Here is a 23,152-nt window from a genome sequence, read left to right on the forward strand (position 1 = left end):
AGGATTGCTGCTATGCGTAGTCATTTGGCGAAAATCTCCAGCAGTCGTGGCGCTATTCTGTCCAGCGGGCGAATCTCCACAGCCGCGTCGATGGCCGCTGCCGCCTTCGGCATGCCATACACCGCGCTGCTTTGTTGGTCCTGAGCGATGGTCAGGTAGCCCTGTTGGCGCATGAGTTTAAGCCCCTGCGCGCCATCGCGCCCCATGCCGGTCAACAAAACCCCGACGGCATCACCATTCCAGTAACTGGCCACGCTCTCGAAAAACACATCGATCGAGGGCCGATAGATCTCGTTGACCGGCTCGGCGGTGTACGCCAGCGTACCGTTTTTCAACAAGCGAATATGGTGGTTGGTGCCGGCCAGCAGCACGGTGCCGGCCTGTGGCGGCTCGCCTTCCTGGGCCAGGCGCACGTTCAGGCCGCTGGCGCTGCTGAGCCATTCGGCCATGCCGGCGGCGAACACCTGGTCGACGTGCTGCACCAGCACGATAGCCACCGGGAAATCCCGGGGCAGTCCCTTGAGCAGGACTTCCAGCGCCGCCGGCCCGCCGGCGGACGAACCGATGGCGATCAGTTTTTGCCGGGAACCGGCGTTGCGCAACGGGCCCGGCGCGGGGCGCACGCGATTGCCCTTGTCGCCGATCAGCCAACCGATGTTGAGGATTTTGCGCAGTAACGGCGCCGCCGCTTCCTGGGCATTGCCCGCACCGATTGCCGGCGTATCGACCACATCCAAAGCACCGTGGCCCATGGCCTCGAACACCCGGTGCACATTCTGCTGGCGGTCGACGGTGACGATAACGATGGCACACGGCGTCTCGGCCATGATTCGTCGCGTCGCCTCGACACCATCCATCACCGGCATGATCAGGTCCATCAGGATCAGGTCCGGGGTGTTTTCCACGCAACGTTGCACCGCCTCGGCGCCGTTACTGGCGACCCAGATCACCTCGTGCGCAGGCTCAAACGCCAAGGCGCGGCGCAGAGCCTCCACGGCCATGGGCATATCGTTGACGATTGCGATTTTCATGCCCGCGCTCCTCCTATGAGCTCAACCACTGCATCAAGCAGGGCGTCGTCATGAAAACTGGCTTTGGCTAGATAATAGTCGGCTCCGGCGTCCAGTCCACGACGACGGTCTTCTTCACGATCCTTGTAGGACACCACCATCACCGGCAGCGATTGCAATCGATTGTCCCGGCGCAATAAAGACACCAGTTCGATGCCGTCCATGCGCGGCATATCGATGTCGGTGATCAGCAGATCGAAATCCTCCGAGCGCAGGGCATTCCAGCCATCCATGCCGTCCACCGCCACGGCCACGTCGTAGCCACGATTGAGTAGCAACTTGCGCTGCAACTCGCGAACGGTCAGCGAATCGTCGACCACCAGAATTCGCTTGCGCGCCGCTTCGGGCGCCTGATTACTGTGACGGGCAATCCGCTCCAGACGCCCGGTATTGAGCAGTTTGTCCACCGACCGCAACATGTCTTCAACGTCGACGATCAGCACCACCGAACCGTCGTCGAGCAGCGCACCGGCGGAAATGTCCTGCACTTTGCCCAAACGCTCGTCCAGCGGCAAGACCACCAGCGTGCGCTCGCCGATGAACCGTTCGACGGCCACGCCGTAGATCGCATCGCGCTCGCGGATGACCACGACCTTGAGCGTTTGCTGACTGTTCGCGCTCGCCGGACGCTGAAGCAACTGGCTGGCCGCGACCAACCCGACATGCCGGCCTTCGTACCAGAAATGCTGACGGCCTTCGACCTGCACGATGTCCGCCGGCTGCAGGTCGCACATGCGCTCGATGTGGGCCAGCGGAAACGCATACGCCTCTTCGCCGACCTCCACCACCAGGCTGCGCACCACCGACAGCGTCAGCGGCACTTCGAGATGGAAGCGGCTGCCCTCGCCCGCCGTCTGTTCCAGCACCACTGCGCCGCGCAACTGGCGGACCATGTGCTGAACCGCGTCGAGGCCGACGCCGCGTCCGGAGACCTCAGTGACCTTGTCGCGCAGGCTGAAACCCGGCAGGAACAGGAACGTCAGCAGCTCCTCTTCACTCAACTGCGCGGCGGTGTCGGCCGGGGACAATTGACGTTCGATGATGCTGCGGCGGACCTTTTCCAGGTCGACGCCGTTGCCGTCATCGCTCAATTCCAGCACCAACAGACCGGCCTGATGCGAGGCGCGCAGGCGAATCAAACCTTCTGCCGGTTTACCGGCCAGCAGCCGTTGCTCCGGGGATTCGATGCCGTGGTCGACAGCGTTACGCAACAGGTGCGTCAGCGGCGCTTCGAGTTTTTCCAGGACGTCGCGATCGACCTGGGTTTTCTCGCCCTCGATCTCCAGCCGTACCTGCTTGCCCAAATCACGGCCGAGGTCGCGGACCATGCGCGCTTGCCCGCTCAGCACATCGGCAAACGGCCGCATGCGACAGGCCAGCGCGGTGTCGTACAAGACTTGCGCGCGTTGACTGGCCTGCCAGGCGAACTCGTCCAGCTCGGCGTTCTTTTCCACCAGCAACTGCTGGGACTCCGCCAGCAACCGCCGCGCATCGTCGAGGGCTTCCCGGGCTTCCAGGCTCAAGGTCTGGTCTTTGAGATGGACATTGAGGTTTTCCAGCGCGCGCAGGCCGTTGTTCTGCATGCGTTTGAGGCGTTGCATGGTGGCCAGGTGCGGTTTGAGGCGCAGGGTTTCCACCAGGGATTTGCTCGACAAGTCGAGCAGGCTGTTCAAGCGTTCAGCCGTGACCCGCAGGACCCGCTCACCGTTTTCGGTGGTGCGCCTGTTTTTACGCGGGGATGTAATCGGGGCGGCCGGCGCTTCGGGAACGGCGGCGATCGGCTCGACTTGCGCAACGGGCAGTTCAACGAAAGGGATGTCTGGCTCGGCTTCGGCCATGAACGGCGCAATCGGTGTGCTGATCGGCGCGGCGAGTGCCAGCGGATCCAGCAAACGCGCCATCAGCGCCACATAGGCATCGATCTCCACGGGCGTCGGTGCGTTGTTTGGCGTCGCGATACGCATCAGCAAATCGGTGCCCTGCAGCAACGCGTCAATGTGCTCGGGCCGCAGATACAACCGCCCTTCTTGCGCGCTGACCAGACAGTCCTCCATCACATGCGCGACGCTGACGCCGGCATCGACCCCGACGATCCGCGCCGCGCCTTTGAGCGAGTGTGCGGCGCGCATGCACGATTCGAGGTGATCGGCCTGAGTCGGGTCGCGCTCCAGCGCCAACAGACCGGCGCTGAGCACTTGGGTCTGGGCCTCGGCTTCGAGGCTGAACAGTTCGAGCAAAGAGGCATCACGCATTTGCTCGGGGGTCATGTGAGGCTCCGGGTCACGGCGGACAGCAGCTGTTCTTCATCCAGCCAACGCAGGCTGCGACCTTTGAATTGCAACACGCCACGGGTGTATTTGGCGCTGGCCTGCGTACCGGAACGCGATGCTGCCTCGAGGATGCGCTCGTCGATGGCATGGATCCCGTCGACCTCGTCCACCGGCACCACCACCGGTCCGCCGTGGGCGGCGATGATCAGCATGCGCGGCATCACGCGCGCGCCAGTCGCCACGCTGCTCGCGCCGTCGAGCCCGAGCAACTCCACCAGCGACAGGCACGCCACCAGAGCGCCGCGCACATTCGCCACGCCGAGCAGGGCCCGGGAGCGCTGGTGCGGCAGGGAATGAATCGCTTGCAGCGGCGCCACTTCCACCAGGCTGCGAGTGGCCAGGCCCAACCATTCTTCGCCGAGGCGGAACATCAACAGCGAGCGGGTTTTTACCTCGCTTTCGACCGCGACGAAGACTTGCCCGCGGTCTTCCTGCTGCAACGCATAGCGGTCGAGCAAACGCGTAGCCGCCGCCGAGTACACCGCGCAATTGCGGCAGTGAATGTGTTCGATCAGCAGCGGGCAGGACTTGTCGCCGTGGATACCGATGCGGTTCCAGCAATCGTCGATGGCCTGCGCATCTTCATGGGTGAGGCTAAAGCTGTCGGCGGCATTCATCGTTTGCGCTCACTGTCTGCGCGCTCGCTGCGGGCGGCGCGGTCCTGCAATCGTTTGGCGCCCGCCGTGTCGCCCTGGGATTGCAGCAAGGCTGCCAGGTGCATCAACGCGTCGGGATGTTGCGGTTCGAGGTACAACGCCTTGCGATAAAAACCCTGCGCTTCAAAAGCGCTGCCGGCGACATCGCTGAGCAATCCCAGCCAGTAAAACACCTGGGCCACCGGTTCATGGCTGCGCAAGTAGCTGTCACACGCGGCGCGGGCGTCAGCGCTTTTGCCTTCGTTGGCCAGTGCGGCGATGTTGGCCAGCAACGTGGCGGCGTCTGGGTTTACGGCTTTAGTCGCCACCGGCAGCGGCGTCACCGTTGCGAAGGGCCGCTGGCGCAAGGGCGGCGGCGTGACGCTGCGCACCGGTTGGCGCACTGGCAATGGTGTTGGCACGAAGGCTGGAAAAGGCTCGGGCTCGGGCGCGCTCTGGCGACTGAACGCAAATGACTGCGCGATACCGATCGAACGCATGCCCAAGCGCCCCAGCAAACTGCCCTCGGCGGGGCCGATAAACAGCACACCGTCGGTATGGGTCAAGCGCTTGAGCACTTCGAACACTTGTTGTTGCGTCGGCTGATCGAAATAGATCAGCAGGTTGCGGCAGAACACGAAGTCATACGGCGGTTCGTTGGCCAGCAACGCCGGATCCAGCAGATTGCCGACCTGCAAACGCACCTGTTCGAGCACGCGTTCGCTGAGGCGATAGCCTTCGTCCTCGACGGTGAAATGCCGCTCGCGAAACGCGACGTCATGACCGCGAAACGAATTCTTGCCGTACAGCGCGCGTTTGGCTTTTTCCACCGACAGCGGGCTGACGTCCATGCCTTCGACTTTGAACTGATGCGGTTTGAACCCGGCATCGAGCAAGGCCATGGCAATGGAATACGGTTCTTCGCCGGTGGAACACGGCAGGCTGAGAATCCGCAATGCGCGCATGTGATTGATATCGGTCAGGCGCTTGGCGGCCAGTTTAGCCAGGGTGGCAAAGGATTCCGGGTAACGGAAAAACCAGGTTTCGGGAACGATCACCGCTTCGATCAGCGCTTGTTGCTCGTCCCGCGAGCCCTGCAAGGTGTGCCAATACTCATCGGCCGTCAGCGCGTTGGACGCTGTGCTGCGCTGGCGCACCGCACGTTCGATGATCGCCGGGCCCACCGAGGTGACGTCGAGGCCGATGCGTTCCTTGAGGAAATCGAAAAACCGCTGATCGCTGTTCATGGCCGCGCCTCAAATTCCGCCATGTCCAGCGGTGGTGACGGAAACAGCAGCGCCCGAACCTGCTCGTCCAGCAGATCGGCGACCCTCACCCATTGCAGCAAACCTTGCGCGTCTTCACGCACCGGCCCGAGGTACGGCGCCTGGCGATTGTCGAGGCCATAAGGCTGAAAATCCGCCGGGTTGCAGCGCAGCGTGTCGGTGGCCTGCTCCAGGATCAGCCCAAGCAATTTCGTCTCAGCGTTCTCATCTGCACGGTAATTGACCAATACCAGACGCGTGCTGGTGCGCGCCTGGGCCGGTTTACCGAAGGTCAGCGCACTGAGGTCGATCACCGGCACCACGGCGCCACGGTAGGCGAACACCCCGACGACCCAGTCCGGCGCGCGGGCTATCGGCTTCAACGGCAGACGCGGCAGCACCTCCGCCACCTCGATCGCTTGCAAGGCATAGCGCTCGCTGCCGATGCGAAACACCAGAAACAATGCGTGCAACGCCGGCTTCACGGCGGTGCGTTTGGCCGTGAGTTCGCTCATCAGACTTTGAATCGCGAAACGCCGCTGCGCAGCCCGACCGCCACCTGGCTCAGCTCGTCGATGGCGAAACTGGCCTGACGCAGGGATTCGACGGTCTGGCTGCTGGCATCGCCCAACTGCACCAGTGCATGGTTGATCTGCTCGGCGCCGGTGGCCTGGGCCTGCATGCCTTCGTTGACCATCAACACCCGCGGCGCGAGCGCCTGAACCTGATGGATGATCTGCGACAGCTGCTCGCCGACCTGCTGCACCTCGGACATGCCGCGGCGCACTTCTTCGGAGAATTTGTCCATGCCCATGACCCCGGCCGACACCGCCGACTGGATTTCGCGCACCATCTGCTCGATGTCGTAAGTGGCCACGGCAGTCTGGTCCGCCAGACGCCGTACTTCGGTGGCGACCACGGCAAAGCCGCGGCCGTATTCACCGGCCTTCTCGGCTTCAATGGCAGCGTTCAGGGACAACAGGTTGGTCTGGTCGGCGACCTTGACGATGGTCACCACCACTTGATTGATGTTGCCGGCCTTCTCGTTGAGGATCGCCAGTTTGGCGTTGACCAGATCGGCCGCGCCCATCACCGAATGCATGGTGTCTTCCATGCGCGCCAGGCCTTGTTGCCCGGAGCCGGCCAACACCGAGGCCTGATCGGCGGCGGTGGAGACTTCGGTCATGGTCCGTACCAGATCGCGCGAAGTGGCGGCGATTTCACGGGAAGTGGCGCCGATTTCGGTGGTGGTGGCGGCCGTTTCAGTGGCAGTGGCTTGTTGTTGCTTGGAGGTGGCGGCGATTTCGGTCACGGACGTGGTGACCTGCACCGACGAGCGCTGCGCCTGAGACACCAACGATGTCAGCTCGGTCATCATGTCGTTGAAGCCGGTTTCCACGGCACCGAATTCGTCCTTGCGGGCGAGGCTCAAGCGACGGCTGAGGTCGCCGGTGCGCATGATCTCGAGAATTTCGACGATCCGGTTCATCGGCGCCATGATCGCGCGCATCAGCAGCAGGCCGCAGAGACCGGCGGCCAGTACCGCGATCAGCAGGGAAATACCCATGATGATTTTGGCGGTCACTACGGCGTCGTCGATGTTCGCCATGTCCTGGTCGGCCACCGCTTTGTTTTCACGCAGGATGTCATTGAGCTTTATGCGCCCTGCGGTCCAGGTCGGGGTCAGTTGTTCGTTGAACAACTTGATAGCCTCGGCCTCTTGATTGCGCTTATGCAAGTCGAGCACCGTGGCCAGGATTTTGCCGTAGTCCGCATGGAGTTTTTCGAAGGCTGCGAATTCGACCCTGTCTTCCTCCGTGGTGACGGTGGAGCGATAGTTACTCATCGCATCTTGCAAACGCGCCTCAAAGCTTTTGAAGTCGGCGGCGTCTTCGGCACTGATGCCCTGACCTTCTTTCAAGCCGAGCATTTCCTGGATCTGGAGATAACTGTCGACCCAGGCACCGCGAATCGTCGAACTGTAATAGACCCCTGGAAGCGCGTCGTCACGCACGCTGGCTTCGCTGGTTTCGATCTTCAGCAGCCGCGAATACGAGACGACGACCATCAGCAACATGATGGCGATAATTACCGCAAAGCTCGCCAAAATGCGTTGGCGCAACGTCCAGTTCTTCACAGTCAGTCCTCGGGGCCGTTTCAAATGCTGCGGAGTATAGCCGAGGGCGGTGTTTCATTTATAAGACGGATGTGCGGCGGTTCTCAGCTCAATGAAATGAGAAGGGTGGCGTGGCGAAAAATGCTATCGCCGGCAAGCCGGCTCCTACAGGTTGTACACAAATGCAGCGCTCCCCGAAACTCCCTTGCAGGAGCTGGCTTGCCAGCGATGGCGACCTCCAGAGCGATACAGGATTTAAACCCGGACGCTACACAGAAGCCTGGCGCACCTGTTTTTCCAGCTCGGCCTTCAAGCCCGGTTCCAGCTTCAGCTGGCGGGCCAGCTCATCGAGGTAGGACTTTTCCATGAAGTTCTCTTCGTCAACCAGCATTACGCTGGCGATGTACATCTCGGCCGCCATTTCCGGGGTGCTGGCAGCGCGGGCGACATCAGTCGGATCGAGGGGTTTGTTGAGTTCGGCATGCAGCCAGTGTTGCAGCTCCCGGTCGTTGTCGAGCTTGGTGAACTCGCCTTCGATCAACGCGCGTTCGCGCTCGTCAACGTGACCATCCGCCTTGGCCGCCGCCACCAGCGCCTTGAGAATCGCCTGGCTGTGTTGCTCGACCTGCGCCGCTGGCACGCGATCAACGGTTTGCGGTTCTTGTTGCGGCGCCGTGCCCTGCTGCGCCTGCCAGTTGCCGTAGGCCTTGTAGGCAATCACGCCAAGCGCCGCGAGGCCGCCGTAAATGACGACTTTGCCGCCGACCTTGCGAACCTTCTTGTTACCGATCAACAGGCCCATGGCGCCCGCCGCCAGTGCGCCGCCACCCGCGCCGGACAGCAGGCTGCCGAGCCCGCCCGAGCCACCGCTGCTGCCGAGCAATCCGCCCAATCCTCCACTGGATGCCTTGTTCTGCGCGCCACCGGCCTTGTTCTGCAACAGGTCCTGGCCGGATTTGAGTAGTTGATCGAGCAATCCACGCGTATTCATTTTGCCGCCTCCACGAAAGGGCTTAACCGGACACTTAAGGCCACCAGCCTAGATCGAAAGTGCCCAGCCCCTCCCGGCGAGAGTGCTTCCAGATGTTGCTCATCTCTTGCGACGCGGAAAAGCCTATCGATTAAAAAGATATACACTCGAGTGAATCTATAAAAACCGCCCACCGGGTACTTCTTCATGATGACGTTGCGTCAAATTCGCCATTTTATCGCGGTGGCCGAGACAGGCTCGATCTCTGCCGCCGCGCAAACCGCGTTTATTTCCCAATCCACACTGACCCTGGCCATCCAGCAACTGGAGCAGGAAATCGGCGTCGGGCTGTTCAACCGCCACGCCAAGGGCATGACGCTGACTCACCAGGGGCATCAATTCCTGCGCCAGGCGCACTTGATTCTGGCAACGGTGGATAACGCCAAGCGCAGCCTGCAACAAAGCACCGACCAGGTCGCGGGGCAATTAATCATCGGTGTTACCAGTCTTGTCGCCGGTTACTACCTCGCGGATTTGCTCACCCGTTTTCAACGCGCCTACCCCAACGTCGAGATCCGCGTGATGGAGGACGAGCGCCCGTACATCGAACATTTGCTGGTCAGCGGCGAGATCGATGTCGGCGTGCTGATCCTCTCCAACCTCGAAGATCGCCACGCCTTGCAAACGGAAGTGCTGACCCATTCGCCCCATCGTTTATGGCTGCCGGCCCAGCATCCGCTGCTGGAACACGACAGCATCAACCTCGCCGACGTCGCCCGTGAACCGCTGATCCAACTGAACGTCGATGAAATGGACCGCAACGCCCAGCGCATGTGGTCGGCGGCGTCGCTTCAACCGCGCATCACCCTTCGCACCGCCTCGACCGAAGCGGTGCGAAGCCTGGTGGCCGCCGGATTGGGCGTGTCGATCCAGCCGGACATGACCTATCGCCCATGGTCATTGGAGGGCGACATCATCGAAGCGCGGCCAATCGCAGACCTGAGCCAGACCCTCGACGTCGGCCTGGCCTGGCGTCGCGGCACGGCGCGGCCGGCGCTGGTCGACCCGTTTCTGACCGTCGCCCGCGAGCAACCCCACGGCGGGCGCAAGCCATCTATTTAATCGAACGCCACCTTCAGTATTTAGTATTTGTCGACCTCGGGTCCGGGCACTAGTCTTGATTCATCTATATAAGACGGCCGGCCCCAGTCACAGGGAGCAGCATGGCCACACAAGAAAAGAGAACCCGAAAAATGGCTGGCGCGCAGACCCCGTTGTTCACCGCACTGTTGATCGATGGCGAACTGGTCGCGGGTCAGGGTTTTGTCGAACCGATCCTCAACCCGGCCACCGGTGAGGTGCTGACGCACATCGCCGAAGCCAGCACCGAGCAAGTCGAAGCCGCGATCCTTGCCGCCCACCGTGCGTTCGCCAGTTGGTCGCGGACCACGCCGCAACAACGCTCGAACCTACTGCTGGACATCGCCAACGCCATCGAAAAACAGGCCGACCTGCTCGCTCGCCTCGAATCCCTGAACTGCGGCAAGCCGTTGCATCTGGCGCGACAGGACGACTTGAGCGCGACGGTCGACGTGTTCCGCTTTTTCGCCGGCGCGGTGCGCTGCCAGACCGGCCAGCTCAGCGGCGAATACCTGCCGGGTTACACCAGCATGGTGCGGCGCGATCCGATTGGGGTTGTCGCGTCCATCGCGCCGTGGAACTACCCGATCATGATGGCCGCGTGGAAAATCGCCCCGGCCCTCGCGGCGGGCAACACACTGGTGTTCAAACCGTCCGAGCACACGCCGCTGTCGATTCTGGCCCTGGCGCCCGCGCTGGCCGAGATTCTGCCGCGCGGCGTGATCAACATCATTTGCGGCGGCGGTGAAGGCGTGGGCAGCCACTTGGTCAGTCACCCGAAAATCCGCATGGTGTCGCTGACCGGCGATATCGTCACCGGGCAAAAAATCCTGCAAGCCGCGGCGAAAACCCTGAAACGCACACACCTCGAACTCGGCGGCAAAGCGCCCGTGATCGTCTGCAACGATGCCGACATTCAGGCCGTGGTCGAAGGCGTGCGTACGTACGGTTATTACAATGCTGGCCAGGACTGCACCGCCGCCTGCCGGATTTATGCACAGGCCGGCATTCATGACCGACTGGTGGCCGAACTCGGCGCAGCGGTCAGCAGCCTGCGCTTCGCCGGCAAGCGCGATGCCGACAACGAAATCGGCCCGCTGATCAGCACCCGTCAGCGCGACCGCGTGGCCAGTTTCGTCGAACGCGCCCTCGGCCAGCCGCACATCGAGCGCGTGACCGGCGCGGCCGTGCATTCCGGCGCGGGCTTCTATTACCAGCCGACGTTGCTGGCCGGCTGTAAGCAGAGCGATGAAATCGTGCAGCGCGAAGTGTTCGGCCCGGTGGTCACCGTGACCCGTTTCGATCAACTCGAACAAGCAGTGGACTGGGCCAATGATTCGGAATATGGCCTCGCCTCCTCGATCTGGACCCAGAACCTCGACAAAGCCATGCAAGTGGCCGCGCGCTTGCAGTACGGCTGCACCTGGATCAACAGCCATTTCATGCTGGTCAGCGAAATGCCCCACGGCGGCCTGAAACGTTCGGGCTACGGCAAAGACCTCTCCAGCGATTCGCTTCAGGACTACAGCGTGGTGCGGCACATCATGGCGCGCCACGGGCAGCATCTCTGACTACGCTAACAACAAGCCGCTAACGGCATGCTTCACCACGTTCACAACTGCCCCGACCATAATTAAAGAAGAGGGAATTCCCATGTTCGTGCACAAGACCGCACTGCTCAGTGCAATCACCACGGCGCTGTTGGCGAGCGCCAGCATCCAGGCCGCCGAACCGCTGAAAGCCGTCGGTGCCGGCGAAGGTCAGCTGGATATCGTCGCCTGGCCGGGCTACATCGAACGTGGCGAAAGCGACAAGGCCTACGACTGGGTGACCGGTTTCGAGAAGGAAACCGGCTGCAAGGTGAACGTCAAAACGGCCGCCACTTCCGATGAAATGGTCAGCCTGATGTCCAAGGGCGGTTACGACCTGGTGACCGCGTCGGGCGATGCGTCCCTGCGATTGATCGTCGGCAAACGCGTGCAGCCGATCAACACCGCGTTGATTCCAAACTGGAAAAACATCGACCCACGCCTGAAAGATGGCCCGTGGTACGTCGTCAATAAACAAACCTACGGCACTCCGTATCAGTGGGGCCCGAACGTGTTGATGTACAACACCAACGTGTTCAAGACTGCCCCGGACAGCTGGAGTGTGGTGTTCGAAGAACAGAACCTGCCGGACGGCAAGTCCAACAAGGGCCGCGTTCAAGCCTACGACGGCCCGATCTACATTGCCGATGCGGCGCTCTATCTCAAATCGACCAAACCGGAACTGGGCATCAAGAACCCGTACGAGCTCAATGAAGAGCAGTACAAAGCCGCTCTGGACCTGCTGCGCAAGCAGCAACCGTTGATCCACCGCTACTGGCATGACGCGACTGTGCAAATGAGCGACGTCAAGAACGAAGGCGTCGTGGCGTCCAGCACCTGGGGCTACATGGTCAACGGGCTGGTGGCGGACAAGCAGCCGGTGGCCTCGGTCATTCCGAAAGAAGGTTCAACCGGTTGGGCCGACACCACCATGTTGCACAGCGAGGCCAAGCACCCGAACTGCGCCTACAAGTGGATGGACTGGTCGCTGCAACCGAAAGTCCAGGGTGACGTAGCGGCGTGGTTCGGCTCATTGCCTGCTGTGCCGGCGGCGTGCAAAGACAACGAATTGCTCGGCGCCGAAGGCTGCAAAACCAACGGTTTCGACCAGTTCGAAAAGATCGCCTTCTGGAAAACCCCGCAGGCTGAAGGCGGCAAGTTCGTGCCGTACAGCCGCTGGACCCAGGACTACATCGCGATCATGGGCGGCCGTTAAGCCCTCTTCGCGAGCCGGCTCGCTCCCACAAGTGAACGCATTCCAATGTGGGAGCGAGCCTGCTCGCGATGCTTTTAAAGATTCAGATTCCCGGAGTTCCGCACCATGACGCTTGCAGTCCAGTTCACCAACGTTTCCCGTCTATTCGGCGAAGTGAAAGCCGTAGACCGGGTTTCCATCGACATCCAGGACGGCGAGTTCTTTTCCATGCTGGGCCCTTCCGGCTCAGGCAAAACCACGTGTTTGCGCCTGATCGCCGGTTTTGAACAACCAAGTGCAGGTTCGATCCGGATTCACGGCCACGAAGCCGCCGGGCTGCCGCCGTATGAGCGTGACGTCAACACGGTGTTTCAGGACTACGCGCTGTTCCCGCACATGAACGTACTCGACAACGTCGCCTACGGTTTGAAAGTCAAAGGCGTCGGCAAAACCGAACGCCGCAAACGCGCCGAAGAAGCCCTCGACATGGTCGCCCTCGGCGGCTATGGCGCACGCAAACCGGTGCAACTGTCTGGCGGTCAGCGCCAGCGTGTGGCCCTGGCCCGCGCATTGGTCAATCGCCCTCGGGTGCTGCTGCTCGACGAGCCCCTCGGCGCCCTTGATCTGAAGCTGCGCGAGCAAATGCAAAGTGAACTGAAAAAACTGCAACGCCAGCTCGGCATCACCTTCATCTTCGTCACCCACGATCAGACCGAAGCGCTATCGATGTCCGACCGCGTGGCCGTGTTCAACAAGGGCCGCATCGAGCAGGTCGATACGCCGCGCAACCTCTACATGAAACCGGCGACCACCTTCGTTGCGGAATTCGTCGGCACCTCCAACGTGATTCGCGGCGATCTGGCGCAGCAGCTCAGCGGCAACCCGCAGCCGTTTTCGATTCGCCCGGAACACGTGCGTTTCGCTGAAGGCCCGCTGGCCAGTCACGAAATCGAAGTCAGTGGTTTGCTCCACGACATTCAGTACCAGGGCAGCGCCACCCGCTATGAACTGAAACTGGAAAACGGTCAAACCCTGAGCATCAGCCAGGCCAACAATCAATGGCTGGACGTCAGCGCGCAGCATCAGACCGGGCAACGCATCAGCGCACGCTGGGCGCGGGAAGCGATGATCCCGCTGCACGACACCGTTGCCGGTGGGGTGTGAGATGACCAGCGTCGCTCTCCCTCAAACCCCGGCCGGCGGCTCGCCGTTGCGCAGGTTTTCCAACCTGCTGTATCGCCGGCCGAACTTTTACCTGTCGCTGCTGCTGGTGCCGCCGCTGTTGTGGTTCGGCGCGATCTACCTCGGCTCGCTGCTGGCGCTGCTGTGGCAAGGCTTCTACACCTTCGACGACTTCACCATGGCGGTCACGCCGGACCTGACCCTGGCCAACTTCGCCGCGCTGTTCCAGCCGTCGAACTTCGACATCATCCTGCGTACCCTGAGCATGGCGGTCGTGGTGTCGATTGCCAGCGCCATCGTCGCGTTCCCGATTGCCTACTACATGGCGCGCTACACCACGGGCAAAACCAAGGCGTTTTTCTACATCGCGGTGATGATGCCGATGTGGGCCAGCTACATCGTCAAGGCCTACGCCTGGACCTTGCTGCTGGCCAAGGGCGGCGTGGCGCAATGGTTCGTTCAGCACCTTGGACTGGAGCCGGTGTTGCAGTTTGTGCTGGGGATTCCGGGCGTGGGTGGCAGTACCTTGTCGACCTCGCACCTGGGGCGGTTCATGGTGTTCGTCTACATCTGGCTGCCGTTCATGATCCTGCCGATCCAGGCCTCGCTGGAACGCCTGCCACCCTCGTTGCTGCAAGCCTCCGCCGACCTGGGCGCCAAGCCACGCCAGACCTTCATGCAGGTGGTTTTGCCGCTGTCGATTCCAGGCATCGCGGCGGGTTCGATCTTCACCTTTTCGCTGACCCTGGGCGACTTCATCGTGCCGCAACTGGTGGGTCCGCCGGGGTACTTCGTCGGCAGCATGGTGTACGCCCAGCAAGGCGCGATCGGCAACATGCCGATGGCCGCGGCCTTCACGCTGGTGCCAATTGTGTTGATCGCCATTTACCTGACCATCGTCAAACGACTGGGGGCCTTCGATGCACTCTGAGAAAGCATCAATCGGCTTGAAAATCGCCGCGTGGGGCGGGTTGGTGTTCCTGCACTTCCCGATCCTGATCATCTTCCTCTACGCCTTCAACACCGAAGATACGGCGTTCAGTTTTCCACCCAAGGGTTTCACCCTGAAGTGGATCGGCGTGGCGTTCTCGCGGCCGGACGTACTGGAAGCAATCAAGCTGTCGCTACAGATCGCCTCCGTCGCGACGTTGATTGCGATGGTGCTCGGCACGCTGGCATCGGCAGCGTTATACCGCCGGGATTTCTTCGGCAAGCAGGGCATCTCGCTGATGCTGATTTTGCCGATTGCCTTGCCGGGGATCATCACCGGGATCGCGCTGCTGGCGACCTTCAAGACGCTGGGCATCGAGCCGGGGATGTTCACCATCATCGTCGGCCACGCGACCTTCTGCGTGGTGATCGTCTACAACAACGTCATCGCCCGTTTGCGCCGCACGTCGCACAGTTTGATCGAAGCCTCGATGGACCTCGGTGCCGATGGCTGGCAGACCTTTCGCTACATCGTCCTGCCAAACCTTGGCTCGGCGCTGCTCGCCGGCGGCATGCTCGCGTTTGCGCTGTCGTTCGACGAAATCATCGTCACCACCTTCACCGCCGGCCATGAACGCACCCTGCCGCTGTGGCTGCTGAACCAGCTCAGCCGCCCACGGGATGTACCGGTGACCAACGTCGTCGCGATGCTGGTGATGATGGTGACCATGCTGCCGATTCTCGGCGCCTATTACCTGACCCGTGGCGGTGAGAGCGTGGCGGGGAGTGGCGGGAAATAACTGAATAACTGGAGGAACCGGATACCTGTGGGAGCGGGCTTGCTCGCGATGACTGACTGACATTCAACAGAGATGTCGGCTGACAGACCGCTATCGCGGGCAAGCCCGCTCCCACAGGGATTCGGTTCCGGTAGAAAAATAATAGATTCGAAGAGGACAACGCCATGCAAACCAAACTCTTGATCAACGGCCAATTGCTCGACGGCGAAGGCCCCGCCCAACCGGTATTCAACCCGGCCCTCGGTCGCGTGCTGGTGGAAATCAACGAAGCCAGCGAAGCCCAGGTCGACGCCGCCGTGCGGGCCGCCGACGCGGCGTTCGACAGCTGGTCGCAAACCCCGCCGAAAGAGCGCTCGCTGCTGCTGCTCAAACTCGCCGACGCCATCGAAGCCCACGGCGAAGAGCTGGCCAAACTCGAATCCGACAACTGCGGCAAACCCTACAGCGCCGCGCTGAACGACGAGATCCCGGCGATTGCCGACGTGTTCCGTTTCTTCGCCGGCGCCAGCCGTTGCATGAGCGGTTCGGCGGGCGGTGAATACCTGGCCGGGCACACCTCGATGATCCGCCGCGATCCAGTGGGCGTGATCGCCTCCATCGCGCCGTGGAACTACCCGCTGATGATGGTCGCCTGGAAAATCGCCCCGGCCCTCGCCGCCGGTAATACCGTGGTGCTCAAGCCGTCGGAACAAACCCCGCTGACCGCGTTGCGCCTGGCGCAACTGGCGTCGGAAATATTCCCGGCCGGTGTGCTCAACCTGGTGTTCGGCCGTGGTCCTACCGTCGGCAGCCCGCTGGTCACCCATCCGAAAGTGCGCATGGTGTCACTGACCGGTTCCATTGCCACCGGCGCGAACATCATTTCCAGCACCGCCGACAGCGTCAAACGCATGCACATGGAACTGGGCGGCAAGGCCCCGGTGATCATCTTCGACGACGCCGACATCGACGCCGCCGTGGAAGGCATTCGCACCTTCGGTTTCTACAACGCCGGCCAGGACTGCACCGCCGCCTGCCGCATCTACGCGCAGGAAGGCATCTACGACGCATTCGTCGAGAAGCTCGGCGCGGCGGTCAGCAGCATCAAGTACGGCTTGCAGGATGACCCGTCGACCGAACTCGGCCCGCTGATCACCGCGCAACACCGCGACCGGGTGGCCGGGTTTGTCGAGCGCGCCGTGGCGCAATCGCACATCCGTTTGATCACTGGCGGCAAGGCGGTTGAAGGCAATGGCTTCTTCTTCGAGCCAACGGTGCTGGCCGACGCGCTGCAGGACGACGAGATCGTCCGCCGCGAGGTGTTCGGGCCGGTGGTGTCGGTGACCAAATTCACCGATGAAGCGCAGGTGCTGGGCTGGGCCAACGATTCGGACTACGGCCTGGCGTCGTCGGTGTGGACCGCCGACGTCGGTCGCGCGCATCGCTTGTCGGCGCGGTTGCAGTACGGCTGCACTTGGGTGAACACGCATTTCATGCTCGTCAGTGAAATGCCCCACGGCGGTCAGAAATTGTCCGGCTACGGGAAGGACATGTCGATGTATGGGCTGGAGGATTACACCGTTGTGCGGCATGTGATGTTCAAGCACTAAAAGCATCGCCGGCAAGCCGGCTCCTACAGGGTTTTGTGTCGTTCACATTATTGGCACACGGCACAAACCTGCAGGAGCCAGCTTGCTGGCGATGCTGTCACCTCGGTTTCAAGGCAGAAACCGGCAACACGTACCACCAGGTTTCAACGCAGACAAACAAAACAATAACCACCGATCCGGGCAGCGCCGCCAAGGCCCCGCCACGGTTTCGGACATCCGAAATCTGCCGATTTTCCGGAGCTAACACACCATGAGCGCAATCCCCGAACTCTCCGCAGCCGCTGCCGACAGCGATGCCGAGCAACTCCGCAAGCTGGGTTACACCTCCAACTTCAACCGCAGCATGAGCCTGTGGGAAAACTTCGCCCTGGGCTTCACTTACCTCTCCCCGGTCGTAGGGGTTTATACCCTGTTCGGCCTGTGCCTCGCTGCCGGTGGTCCACCGATGTTCTGGGCCTATTTGCTGGTCGGTTGCGGCCAGTTGCTGGTGTGCCTGATCTTCGGCGAAGTGGTCTCGCAGTTCCCGATTTCCGGTGGCGTCTACCCGTGGGCGCGCCGCCTGGTGGGCAAGCGCTGGGCGTGGATGGTCGGCTGGATCTACTCCATCGCCCTGTGCGTCACCATCGCCGCCGTTGCCGTCGGTGCCGGGCCTTATCTGGCCGCAATGATGGGTTTTGAACCGAGCAGTAACACCAACATCGTCATCGCCCTGGTGCTGACGCTGTTCGCGACACTGGTCAACCTCAGTGGCACCAAAGTGCTGGCGCGAATCGCCATGTTCGGCTTTCTCTGCGAACTGGTCGGCGCGGTGATCGTCGGCGTGTACCTGCTGATTTTCGAACGCCATCAGCCGATCAGCGTGTTGTTCAACACCTTCGACATTAGCGTTGATGGTTCCTACCTGCCGGCCTTCCTCACCGCCTCCTTGGCAGGCATGTTCCTGTACTACGGTTTCGAAGCCTGCGGCGACGTGGCTGAAGAAACCCCGAACCCGAGCAAGCAAATCCCGGTGGCCATGCGCATGACCATCTACATCGGCGGCATCGCGGCCATGTTCGCTTGCCTGGCACTGATCCTTGCCGTACCGGACATGCAAGCTGTGATCAACGGCACCGACAAAGACCCGGTCACCACCATCCTCAACAACGCCTTCGGCCCGGTCGGCTCAAAAGTAGTGATGGGCGTGGTGATGATTTCCTTCATCTCCTGCGTCATCAGCCTGCAAGCGGCGGCGAGTCGTCTGCTGTATTCCTACGCACGGGACGAAATGGTCATCGGCAGCTCACTGCTGAAGAAGATTTCCCCTACGACTCAGGTTCCGGTTGCCGCGCTGTTCGTCTCCGGTGTCCTGCCGGCGCTGATCATTATTCTGGGCTTCTTCCTGCAAGACGCAGTGGCCACCATCGTCAGCTTCGCCGCCATCGGCATCTACCTCGCGTTCCAGATGATCGTGCTCGCGGCGTTGTATGCACGCCTGAAAGGCTGGAAACCGAGCGGCAAATTCACCCTCGGTGCATGGGGTTGGCCGGTGAACATCGGCGCGCTGGTTTATGGTGTCGGCGCCATCATCAACATGGCCTGGCCGCGTACACCGGATGCGGCGTGGTACATCAACTATGCGATGGTGTTGAGTACTGCGATCGTGATTGGGCTGGGGTTGCTTTACATGTGGATGGCCAAGCCGTATGACCATGGCACGGCGCCTGCGGGGGATGCTTGGAAGGTTGGTCACTAAGAACGATTGCCCCGGGATCATCTGAGTTCCCGGGGCAATCTTGGCGCCTCAGACTCCAGTTTTACGCTTCGTGCAAAAACAGGAAAATCCTACAGACCAAGCCTTCTCGCAAAGGCTCCAATTCCTACGACACGCGTCGCCAGAGTAGACTTGCCGCTGCGAGCGCCTGACCGATAGGCTTTGTCCCATCGCTGCAAAATCAGCGATCCGGAGTCGAAGCCGGGAAATGTCAGAACGGTGCTTACGTGCCCCCATAGAACTGTGGCTGCTTTTCTACCTCTAGTTCTGCTTTATGGCGGGCCGTGTGGCGCGGGCCTTTCAGCTTCCGTTTTGACCTGGAAGTGTCCCGACTTCGAACGCCACTCGGTTCGCCACCTAACCTGTCGAAGGGTTGGTGGTGACTTTCCAATTCAAAACGGAATTTAAGTCATGTCAGAGCACACAAAAACCGCAGCCGCCTCCTACTTCACCCCAACCATCTTCCCCCGCCACAACCGTTTCCTCCACGCTGTCATCCAAGCCAACCAAGCCTGGTTCTGCGTCCACGATCTGGGACGTTTGATGGGCCGCCCGCTGGACCAGCGACTCACCCAAAAACTCGACCCCGATCAGCGCCGATATGTCTGGCTGCTGAAGAACGGCAAAACCGTCGAATCACTCATGGTCAGCGAATCTGGAATGTACGCATTGCTGGTCCACCATTTCGTCCCGGAAAACCGCAACCTGCGCCAATGGCTGAGTAACGAAGTCATACCTGCGCTGCGAGAGTCGAATGCGGTGTCGGTGGATAACATGCCTAGCTTGAGTTCGTTGCAATGGGGCGGGCTCTCCGTGCCGCTGCTGCACTGGAAACAGTCAGCCTGGATCAAGTGGCGGGACATGCCGGATCTGGTGCAGGCGCAGCGACCGTTCCCGATCATGGGCACCTGTAGTTAGACACTAGAGGTCAATGTAGGAGCGAGCTTGCTCGCGATGGTCGTCAACGATAACGCGTGATTCCAGATTTAACGCGGCGCGTTGAAGTCCATCGCGAGCAAGCTCGCTCCTACAGTGAGTGTGCATCTCAAGTGTTGCTTTCATTCAACAAGATCCGGCCGTGACACTGATGTCACGGCCACATCTATCAGCTCCCTAAAACCGCGAAACACTCCGCATCGCATCCACCAGATACCGCATCGCGATCCGGTCACTCTCCGACAACTCGCGATACCGCTCCACCAGTTTCAATTCCTCGGAATTAAGCCGACGCCTTCGCCGCCCGATGCCCAGGCAAGGGAAGATCCCCAACATTTCGGTGATGCCTTGTACTTTCGACATGGACGATGTCCCTCTCTACGTCAAAAAAAACTTCAAAAACTGCATCGCCCTACCCTTTTTCAGCGGTCAACTCGTGCCAACTGAATCCCACCGGCCTGAGGGCAGAAACCGGTCATGCCCATAGAATAGAAACTATCCGGGCGCTGAAAAGCGGTTTTTAGAGTAATTAGTCGAAAAAAGCAGAAACGCCCTGTAAATCAGAAACCACTGTGGGAAACGTTACCGGAAATGTCTTGTTTCACAGCCGCGCCATTGTCACGCCATCAATCATTTTTGCTCTGCCACCGAACGGTTTAAGCTATTTGGCATCTGTTTAAAGTCCGTTGCGTTTGGCCGAAGGCATGTCCGAACCTCCATTTTTGATCCCGCACGTGCCAGGAACGGCACGGGATTGTTCACGACAGGTTGTACTTATGCACCGCAGGAATTTGCTCAAAGCGTCCATGGCCATCGCCGCCTACACCGGTTTGTCCGCCTCCGGCCTGCTGGCCGCGCGGGCCTGGGCCGGCAACGACACGGCTGATGGCGAGGCTCAGGCGTTCGATTTCGAAGCCCTGAAGATCCAGGCCAAGCAGCTTGCCGGCAACCGCTATCAGGACACCAAGCAGGTGCTGCCGCCGACCCTGGCGACCATGACCCCACAAAATTTCAACGCGATCCGCTACGACGCCAATCATTCCCTGTGGAAGGATTTGAAAGGTCAGCTGGATGTGCAGTTTTTCCACGTCGGCATGGGTTTCAAGCAGCCGGTGCGCATGTACAGCGTCGACCCCAAGACGCGTCAGGCGCGGGAGGTGCATTTCCGCCCTTCGCTGTTCAACTATGAAAAAACCACGGTCGATACCAAGCAGCTCACAGGGGACCTGGGTTTTTCCGGGTTCAAGCTGTTCAAGGCGCCTGAACTGGACCGGCACGATGTGTTGTCGTTCCTCGGCGCCAGCTATTTCCGTGCGGTAGATGCCACTGGCCAATACGGCCTGTCGGCGCGCGGTCTGGCAGTCGATACCTATGCCAAGAAACGTGAAGAATTCCCGGACTTCACCAAGTTCTGGTTTGAAACCCCGGACAAGGACAGCACCCGTTTCGTGGTGTATGCCCTGCTGGATTCACCGAGCGCGACCGGTGCCTACCGTTTTGACATCGATTGCCAGGCCAGTCAGGTCGTCATGGCCGTCGACGCTCATATCAACGCGCGTACCGCCATCGAACAATTGGGCATCGCACCGATGACCAGCATGTTCAGCTGTGGCACCCATGAGCGGCGCATGTGCGACACCATTCACCCGCAGATCCATGACTCGGATCGCCTGGCGATGTGGCGTGGCAATGGCGAGTGGATCTGCCGACCGCTGAACAATCCGGCCACCCTGCAATTCAACGCCTTCGCCGACACCGACCCGAAAGGTTTCGGCCTGGTACAGACCGATCACGAATTCGCCAATTATCAGGACACGGTCGACTGGTACAGCAAGCGCCCAAGCCTGTGGGTCGAACCTACAACCGCGTGGGGCGAAGGCTCTATCGATCTGTTGGAAATTCCTACGACCGGCGAAACCCTGGATAACATCGTCGCGTTCTGGACCCCGAAAAAACCGGTCGCGGCGGGTGATTCCCTGAACTACGGCTACAAGCTGTACTGGAGCGCTTTGCCGCCGGTCGGCACGCCGCTGGCGCGAGTCGCCGCGACCCGTTCGGGCATGGGCGGCTTCACTGAAGGCTGGGCGCCGGGCGAGCATTACCCCGAGGTGTGGGCACGCCGGTTTGCGGTGGACTTCACTGGCGGCGGCCTGGACCGCTTGCCGGAAGGCACAGGCATTGAGCCGGTGGTCACGTGCTCCAACGGCGAGGTCAAAGACTTCAATGTGCTGGTGCTGGATGACATCAAGGGCTACCGGATTACGTTCGACTGGTTCCCGACCAACGACAGTGTGGCACCGGTGGAGCTGCGGTTGTTCATCCGGACCAATGACCGGACGTTGAGCGAGACCTGGTTGTATCAGTACTTCCCGCCGGCGCCGGAGAAGCGTAAGTACACCTGACGTTAAAGGGTTGTCCGCACAAAAACACAAAAGCCCCGATCACTTCGACCGGGGCTTTTTGCTTTTTCCGCCTCACTCAGTCACGCAAATCCGACTCATGAATCGGCTGATCCCTGTGCGTTGCACGCTGATATTGCGCCGGCCAGATGGCCTTGCGCCCCCCCAAATCATCATCCGCATGCAACGGCCAATACGGATCGCGCAACAGCTCACGGGCGAGGAAGATGATGTCTGCCTGACAGGTGCGCAGGATGTGCTCGGCCTGGGCCGGCTCGGTGATCATTCCTACGGTGCCGGTGGCGATGCCCGACTCCTTGCGCACTCGTTCGGCGAAGCGGGTTTGATAACCGGGACCGGTAGGAATTTCCGCGTTGGCCGCCGTGCCTCCCGACGACACATCGATCAGGTCCACACCCAAACCTTTGAGGCGTCGCGCCAGTTCAACGGTTTCATCCGGGTTCCAGCCGTCCTCCACCCAATCGGTGGCGGAAACGCGCACGAACACCGGCAATTCCTCAGGCCAGACAGCCCGCACCGCTTCGGTGACTTGCAGCACCAGCCGAATTCGATTCTCGAACGAACCACCATATTGATCGCGCCGCTGATTGCTCAGGGGTGACAGAAACTGGTGCAGCAGGTAACCGTGGGCGGCGTGGACTTCGACAACTTTGAAACCGGCGGTCAGCGCGCGTTTCGCAGAGTCGACGAACGCCTGGATAACTTCGGCAATTTCGCCCTCATTGAGCTGCTTCGGTGGAGTGTGTTGCGGGTCGAACGCAATGGGTGAAGGACCGACCGGCATCCAGCCACCGTCTTCCAGTTTGACGCTACCGTGCTTGCCAATCCACGGCCGATGGGTGCTGGCCTTGCGCCCGGCGTGGGCCAACTGAATGCCGGCGACGGCACCTTGGGCGGCGATGAAGCGAGTGATGCGTTGCAGGGGTTCGATCTGTTCGTCATTCCACAAGCCGAGGTCTTCGCCGGTGATGCGTCCATCGGCGGTGACGGCCGTGGCTTCGGTAAAAATCAGACCGGCGCCACCGACAGCACGGCTGCCGAGGTGGACCAGGTGCCAGTCATTGGCCAGGCCATCGACGCTGGAGTACTGGCACATCGGTGACACCGCGATACGGTTGAGCAGGGTCAATTGACGAAGGGTATAGGGTTCAAGCAGCAGACTCATGGGGCACCTCTCGAATCAGTGGGCAGGCTCCAGGGTTCTGTTTGAAAAGTCGACGAGTGACAGGAAA

19 protein-coding genes are annotated in these 23,152 nt (G+C 61.0%); 10 read left to right on the forward strand and 9 right to left on the reverse strand.

Features of this window, described 5'->3' with window-relative positions:
• Positions 1–20: 20 nt before the first annotated feature.
• The 7 genes from ACI77H_RS13085 to ACI77H_RS13115 all read right to left on the reverse strand — a co-directional run bounded on the left by ACI77H_RS13085 (position 21) and on the right by ACI77H_RS13115 (position 8,407).
• Positions 21–1,031 carry a chemotaxis response regulator protein-glutamate methylesterase gene (locus ACI77H_RS13085; protein WP_407012268.1) on the reverse strand — a complete coding sequence of 337 codons (1,011 nt, stop codon included), beginning with the start codon at positions 1,029–1,031 and terminating at the stop codon, positions 21–23.
• Positions 1,028–3,337, reverse strand: a complete 2,310-nt coding sequence (locus tag ACI77H_RS13090; protein WP_407012269.1) for a hybrid sensor histidine kinase/response regulator — start codon at positions 3,335–3,337, stop codon at positions 1,028–1,030. Before ACI77H_RS13090 ends, ACI77H_RS13085 begins: the two co-directional genes overlap by 4 nt.
• Positions 3,334–4,017, reverse strand: a complete 684-nt coding sequence (locus ACI77H_RS13095; RefSeq protein ID WP_407012270.1) for a chemotaxis protein CheW — start codon at positions 4,015–4,017, stop codon at positions 3,334–3,336. Before ACI77H_RS13095 ends, ACI77H_RS13090 begins: the two co-directional genes overlap by 4 nt.
• The gene (locus ACI77H_RS13100) at positions 4,014–5,282 is read right to left on the reverse strand and encodes a CheR family methyltransferase (protein WP_407012271.1); all 1,269 of its coding nucleotides are present in this window, start codon (positions 5,280–5,282) and stop codon (positions 4,014–4,016) included. Before ACI77H_RS13100 ends, ACI77H_RS13095 begins: the two co-directional genes overlap by 4 nt.
• Positions 5,279–5,815, reverse strand: coding sequence for a chemotaxis protein CheW (locus ACI77H_RS13105; protein WP_407012272.1), 537 nt, complete (start codon positions 5,813–5,815; stop codon positions 5,279–5,281). The genes ACI77H_RS13100 and ACI77H_RS13105 overlap by 4 nt, the downstream gene beginning before the upstream one ends.
• Complete coding sequence (locus ACI77H_RS13110) at positions 5,815–7,437, reverse strand: methyl-accepting chemotaxis protein (RefSeq protein ID WP_407012273.1); 1,623 nt, start codon at positions 7,435–7,437, stop codon at positions 5,815–5,817. Before ACI77H_RS13110 ends, ACI77H_RS13105 begins: the two co-directional genes overlap by 1 nt.
• A 247-nt stretch (positions 7,438–7,684) precedes the next feature.
• Complete coding sequence (locus tag ACI77H_RS13115; RefSeq protein ID WP_407012274.1) at positions 7,685–8,407, reverse strand: tellurite resistance TerB family protein; 723 nt, start codon at positions 8,405–8,407, stop codon at positions 7,685–7,687.
• A 186-nt stretch (positions 8,408–8,593) separates the two neighbouring features.
• On the opposite strand from ACI77H_RS13115, the gene ACI77H_RS13120 reads away from it, so the two are divergent.
• The 9 genes from ACI77H_RS13120 to ACI77H_RS13160 all read left to right on the forward strand — a co-directional run bounded on the left by ACI77H_RS13120 (position 8,594) and on the right by ACI77H_RS13160 (position 19,482).
• Positions 8,594–9,508, forward strand: coding sequence for a LysR family transcriptional regulator (locus ACI77H_RS13120; protein ID WP_008072897.1), 915 nt, complete (start codon positions 8,594–8,596; stop codon positions 9,506–9,508).
• A gap of 101 nt (positions 9,509–9,609) precedes the next feature.
• A complete protein-coding gene (locus ACI77H_RS13125; protein ID WP_407012275.1) occupies positions 9,610–11,097 on the forward strand; it encodes a gamma-aminobutyraldehyde dehydrogenase in 1,488 nt (495 codons plus the stop codon).
• A gap of 82 nt (positions 11,098–11,179) precedes the next feature.
• On the forward strand, positions 11,180–12,331 hold the full coding sequence (ydcS, locus tag ACI77H_RS13130) for a putative ABC transporter substrate-binding protein YdcS (RefSeq protein WP_407012276.1): 1,152 nt from the start codon (positions 11,180–11,182) through the stop codon (positions 12,329–12,331).
• A 105-nt stretch (positions 12,332–12,436) separates the two neighbouring features.
• Complete coding sequence (locus ACI77H_RS13135; protein WP_407012277.1) at positions 12,437–13,474, forward strand: ABC transporter ATP-binding protein; 1,038 nt, start codon at positions 12,437–12,439, stop codon at positions 13,472–13,474.
• Position 13,475: 1 nt separating this feature from the next.
• The gene (locus ACI77H_RS13140) at positions 13,476–14,423 is read left to right on the forward strand and encodes an ABC transporter permease (RefSeq protein WP_407012278.1); all 948 of its coding nucleotides are present in this window, start codon (positions 13,476–13,478) and stop codon (positions 14,421–14,423) included.
• Positions 14,413–15,222, forward strand: coding sequence for an ABC transporter permease (locus ACI77H_RS13145; protein WP_407012279.1), 810 nt, complete (start codon positions 14,413–14,415; stop codon positions 15,220–15,222). Before ACI77H_RS13140 ends, ACI77H_RS13145 begins: the two co-directional genes overlap by 11 nt.
• Positions 15,223–15,386: 164 nt before the next feature.
• Positions 15,387–16,811, forward strand: a complete 1,425-nt coding sequence (locus ACI77H_RS13150; RefSeq protein WP_407012280.1) for a gamma-aminobutyraldehyde dehydrogenase — start codon at positions 15,387–15,389, stop codon at positions 16,809–16,811.
• Positions 16,812–17,061: 250 nt separating this feature from the next.
• A complete protein-coding gene (locus ACI77H_RS13155; protein ID WP_407012281.1) occupies positions 17,062–18,546 on the forward strand; it encodes an APC family permease in 1,485 nt (494 codons plus the stop codon).
• Between the two features lie 429 nt (positions 18,547–18,975).
• Positions 18,976–19,482 (forward strand): Bro-N domain-containing protein, encoded by a 507-nt coding sequence (locus tag ACI77H_RS13160; RefSeq protein ID WP_407012282.1) that lies wholly within the window; start codon positions 18,976–18,978, stop codon positions 19,480–19,482.
• 195 nt (positions 19,483–19,677) lie between these two features.
• On the opposite strand, the gene ACI77H_RS13165 is transcribed toward ACI77H_RS13160, so the two are convergent.
• Positions 19,678–19,863 (reverse strand): hypothetical protein, encoded by a 186-nt coding sequence (locus tag ACI77H_RS13165; protein ID WP_017340256.1) that lies wholly within the window; start codon positions 19,861–19,863, stop codon positions 19,678–19,680.
• Positions 19,864–20,276: 413 nt separating this feature from the next.
• Between ACI77H_RS13165 and ACI77H_RS13170 the strand changes: the two genes are divergently transcribed.
• Positions 20,277–21,902, forward strand: coding sequence for a glucan biosynthesis protein D (locus ACI77H_RS13170; RefSeq protein ID WP_407012283.1), 1,626 nt, complete (start codon positions 20,277–20,279; stop codon positions 21,900–21,902).
• 76 nt (positions 21,903–21,978) lie between these two features.
• On the opposite strand, the gene ACI77H_RS13175 is transcribed toward ACI77H_RS13170, so the two are convergent.
• Positions 21,979–23,085 carry an NADH:flavin oxidoreductase/NADH oxidase gene (locus tag ACI77H_RS13175; protein ID WP_407012284.1) on the reverse strand — a complete coding sequence of 369 codons (1,107 nt, stop codon included), beginning with the start codon at positions 23,083–23,085 and terminating at the stop codon, positions 21,979–21,981.
• Positions 23,086–23,152 lie beyond the last annotated feature (67 nt).

This window comes from Pseudomonas sp. O230, from assembly GCF_045447035.1.
In the GTDB taxonomy this organism is placed as follows: domain Bacteria; phylum Pseudomonadota; class Gammaproteobacteria; order Pseudomonadales; family Pseudomonadaceae; genus Aquipseudomonas.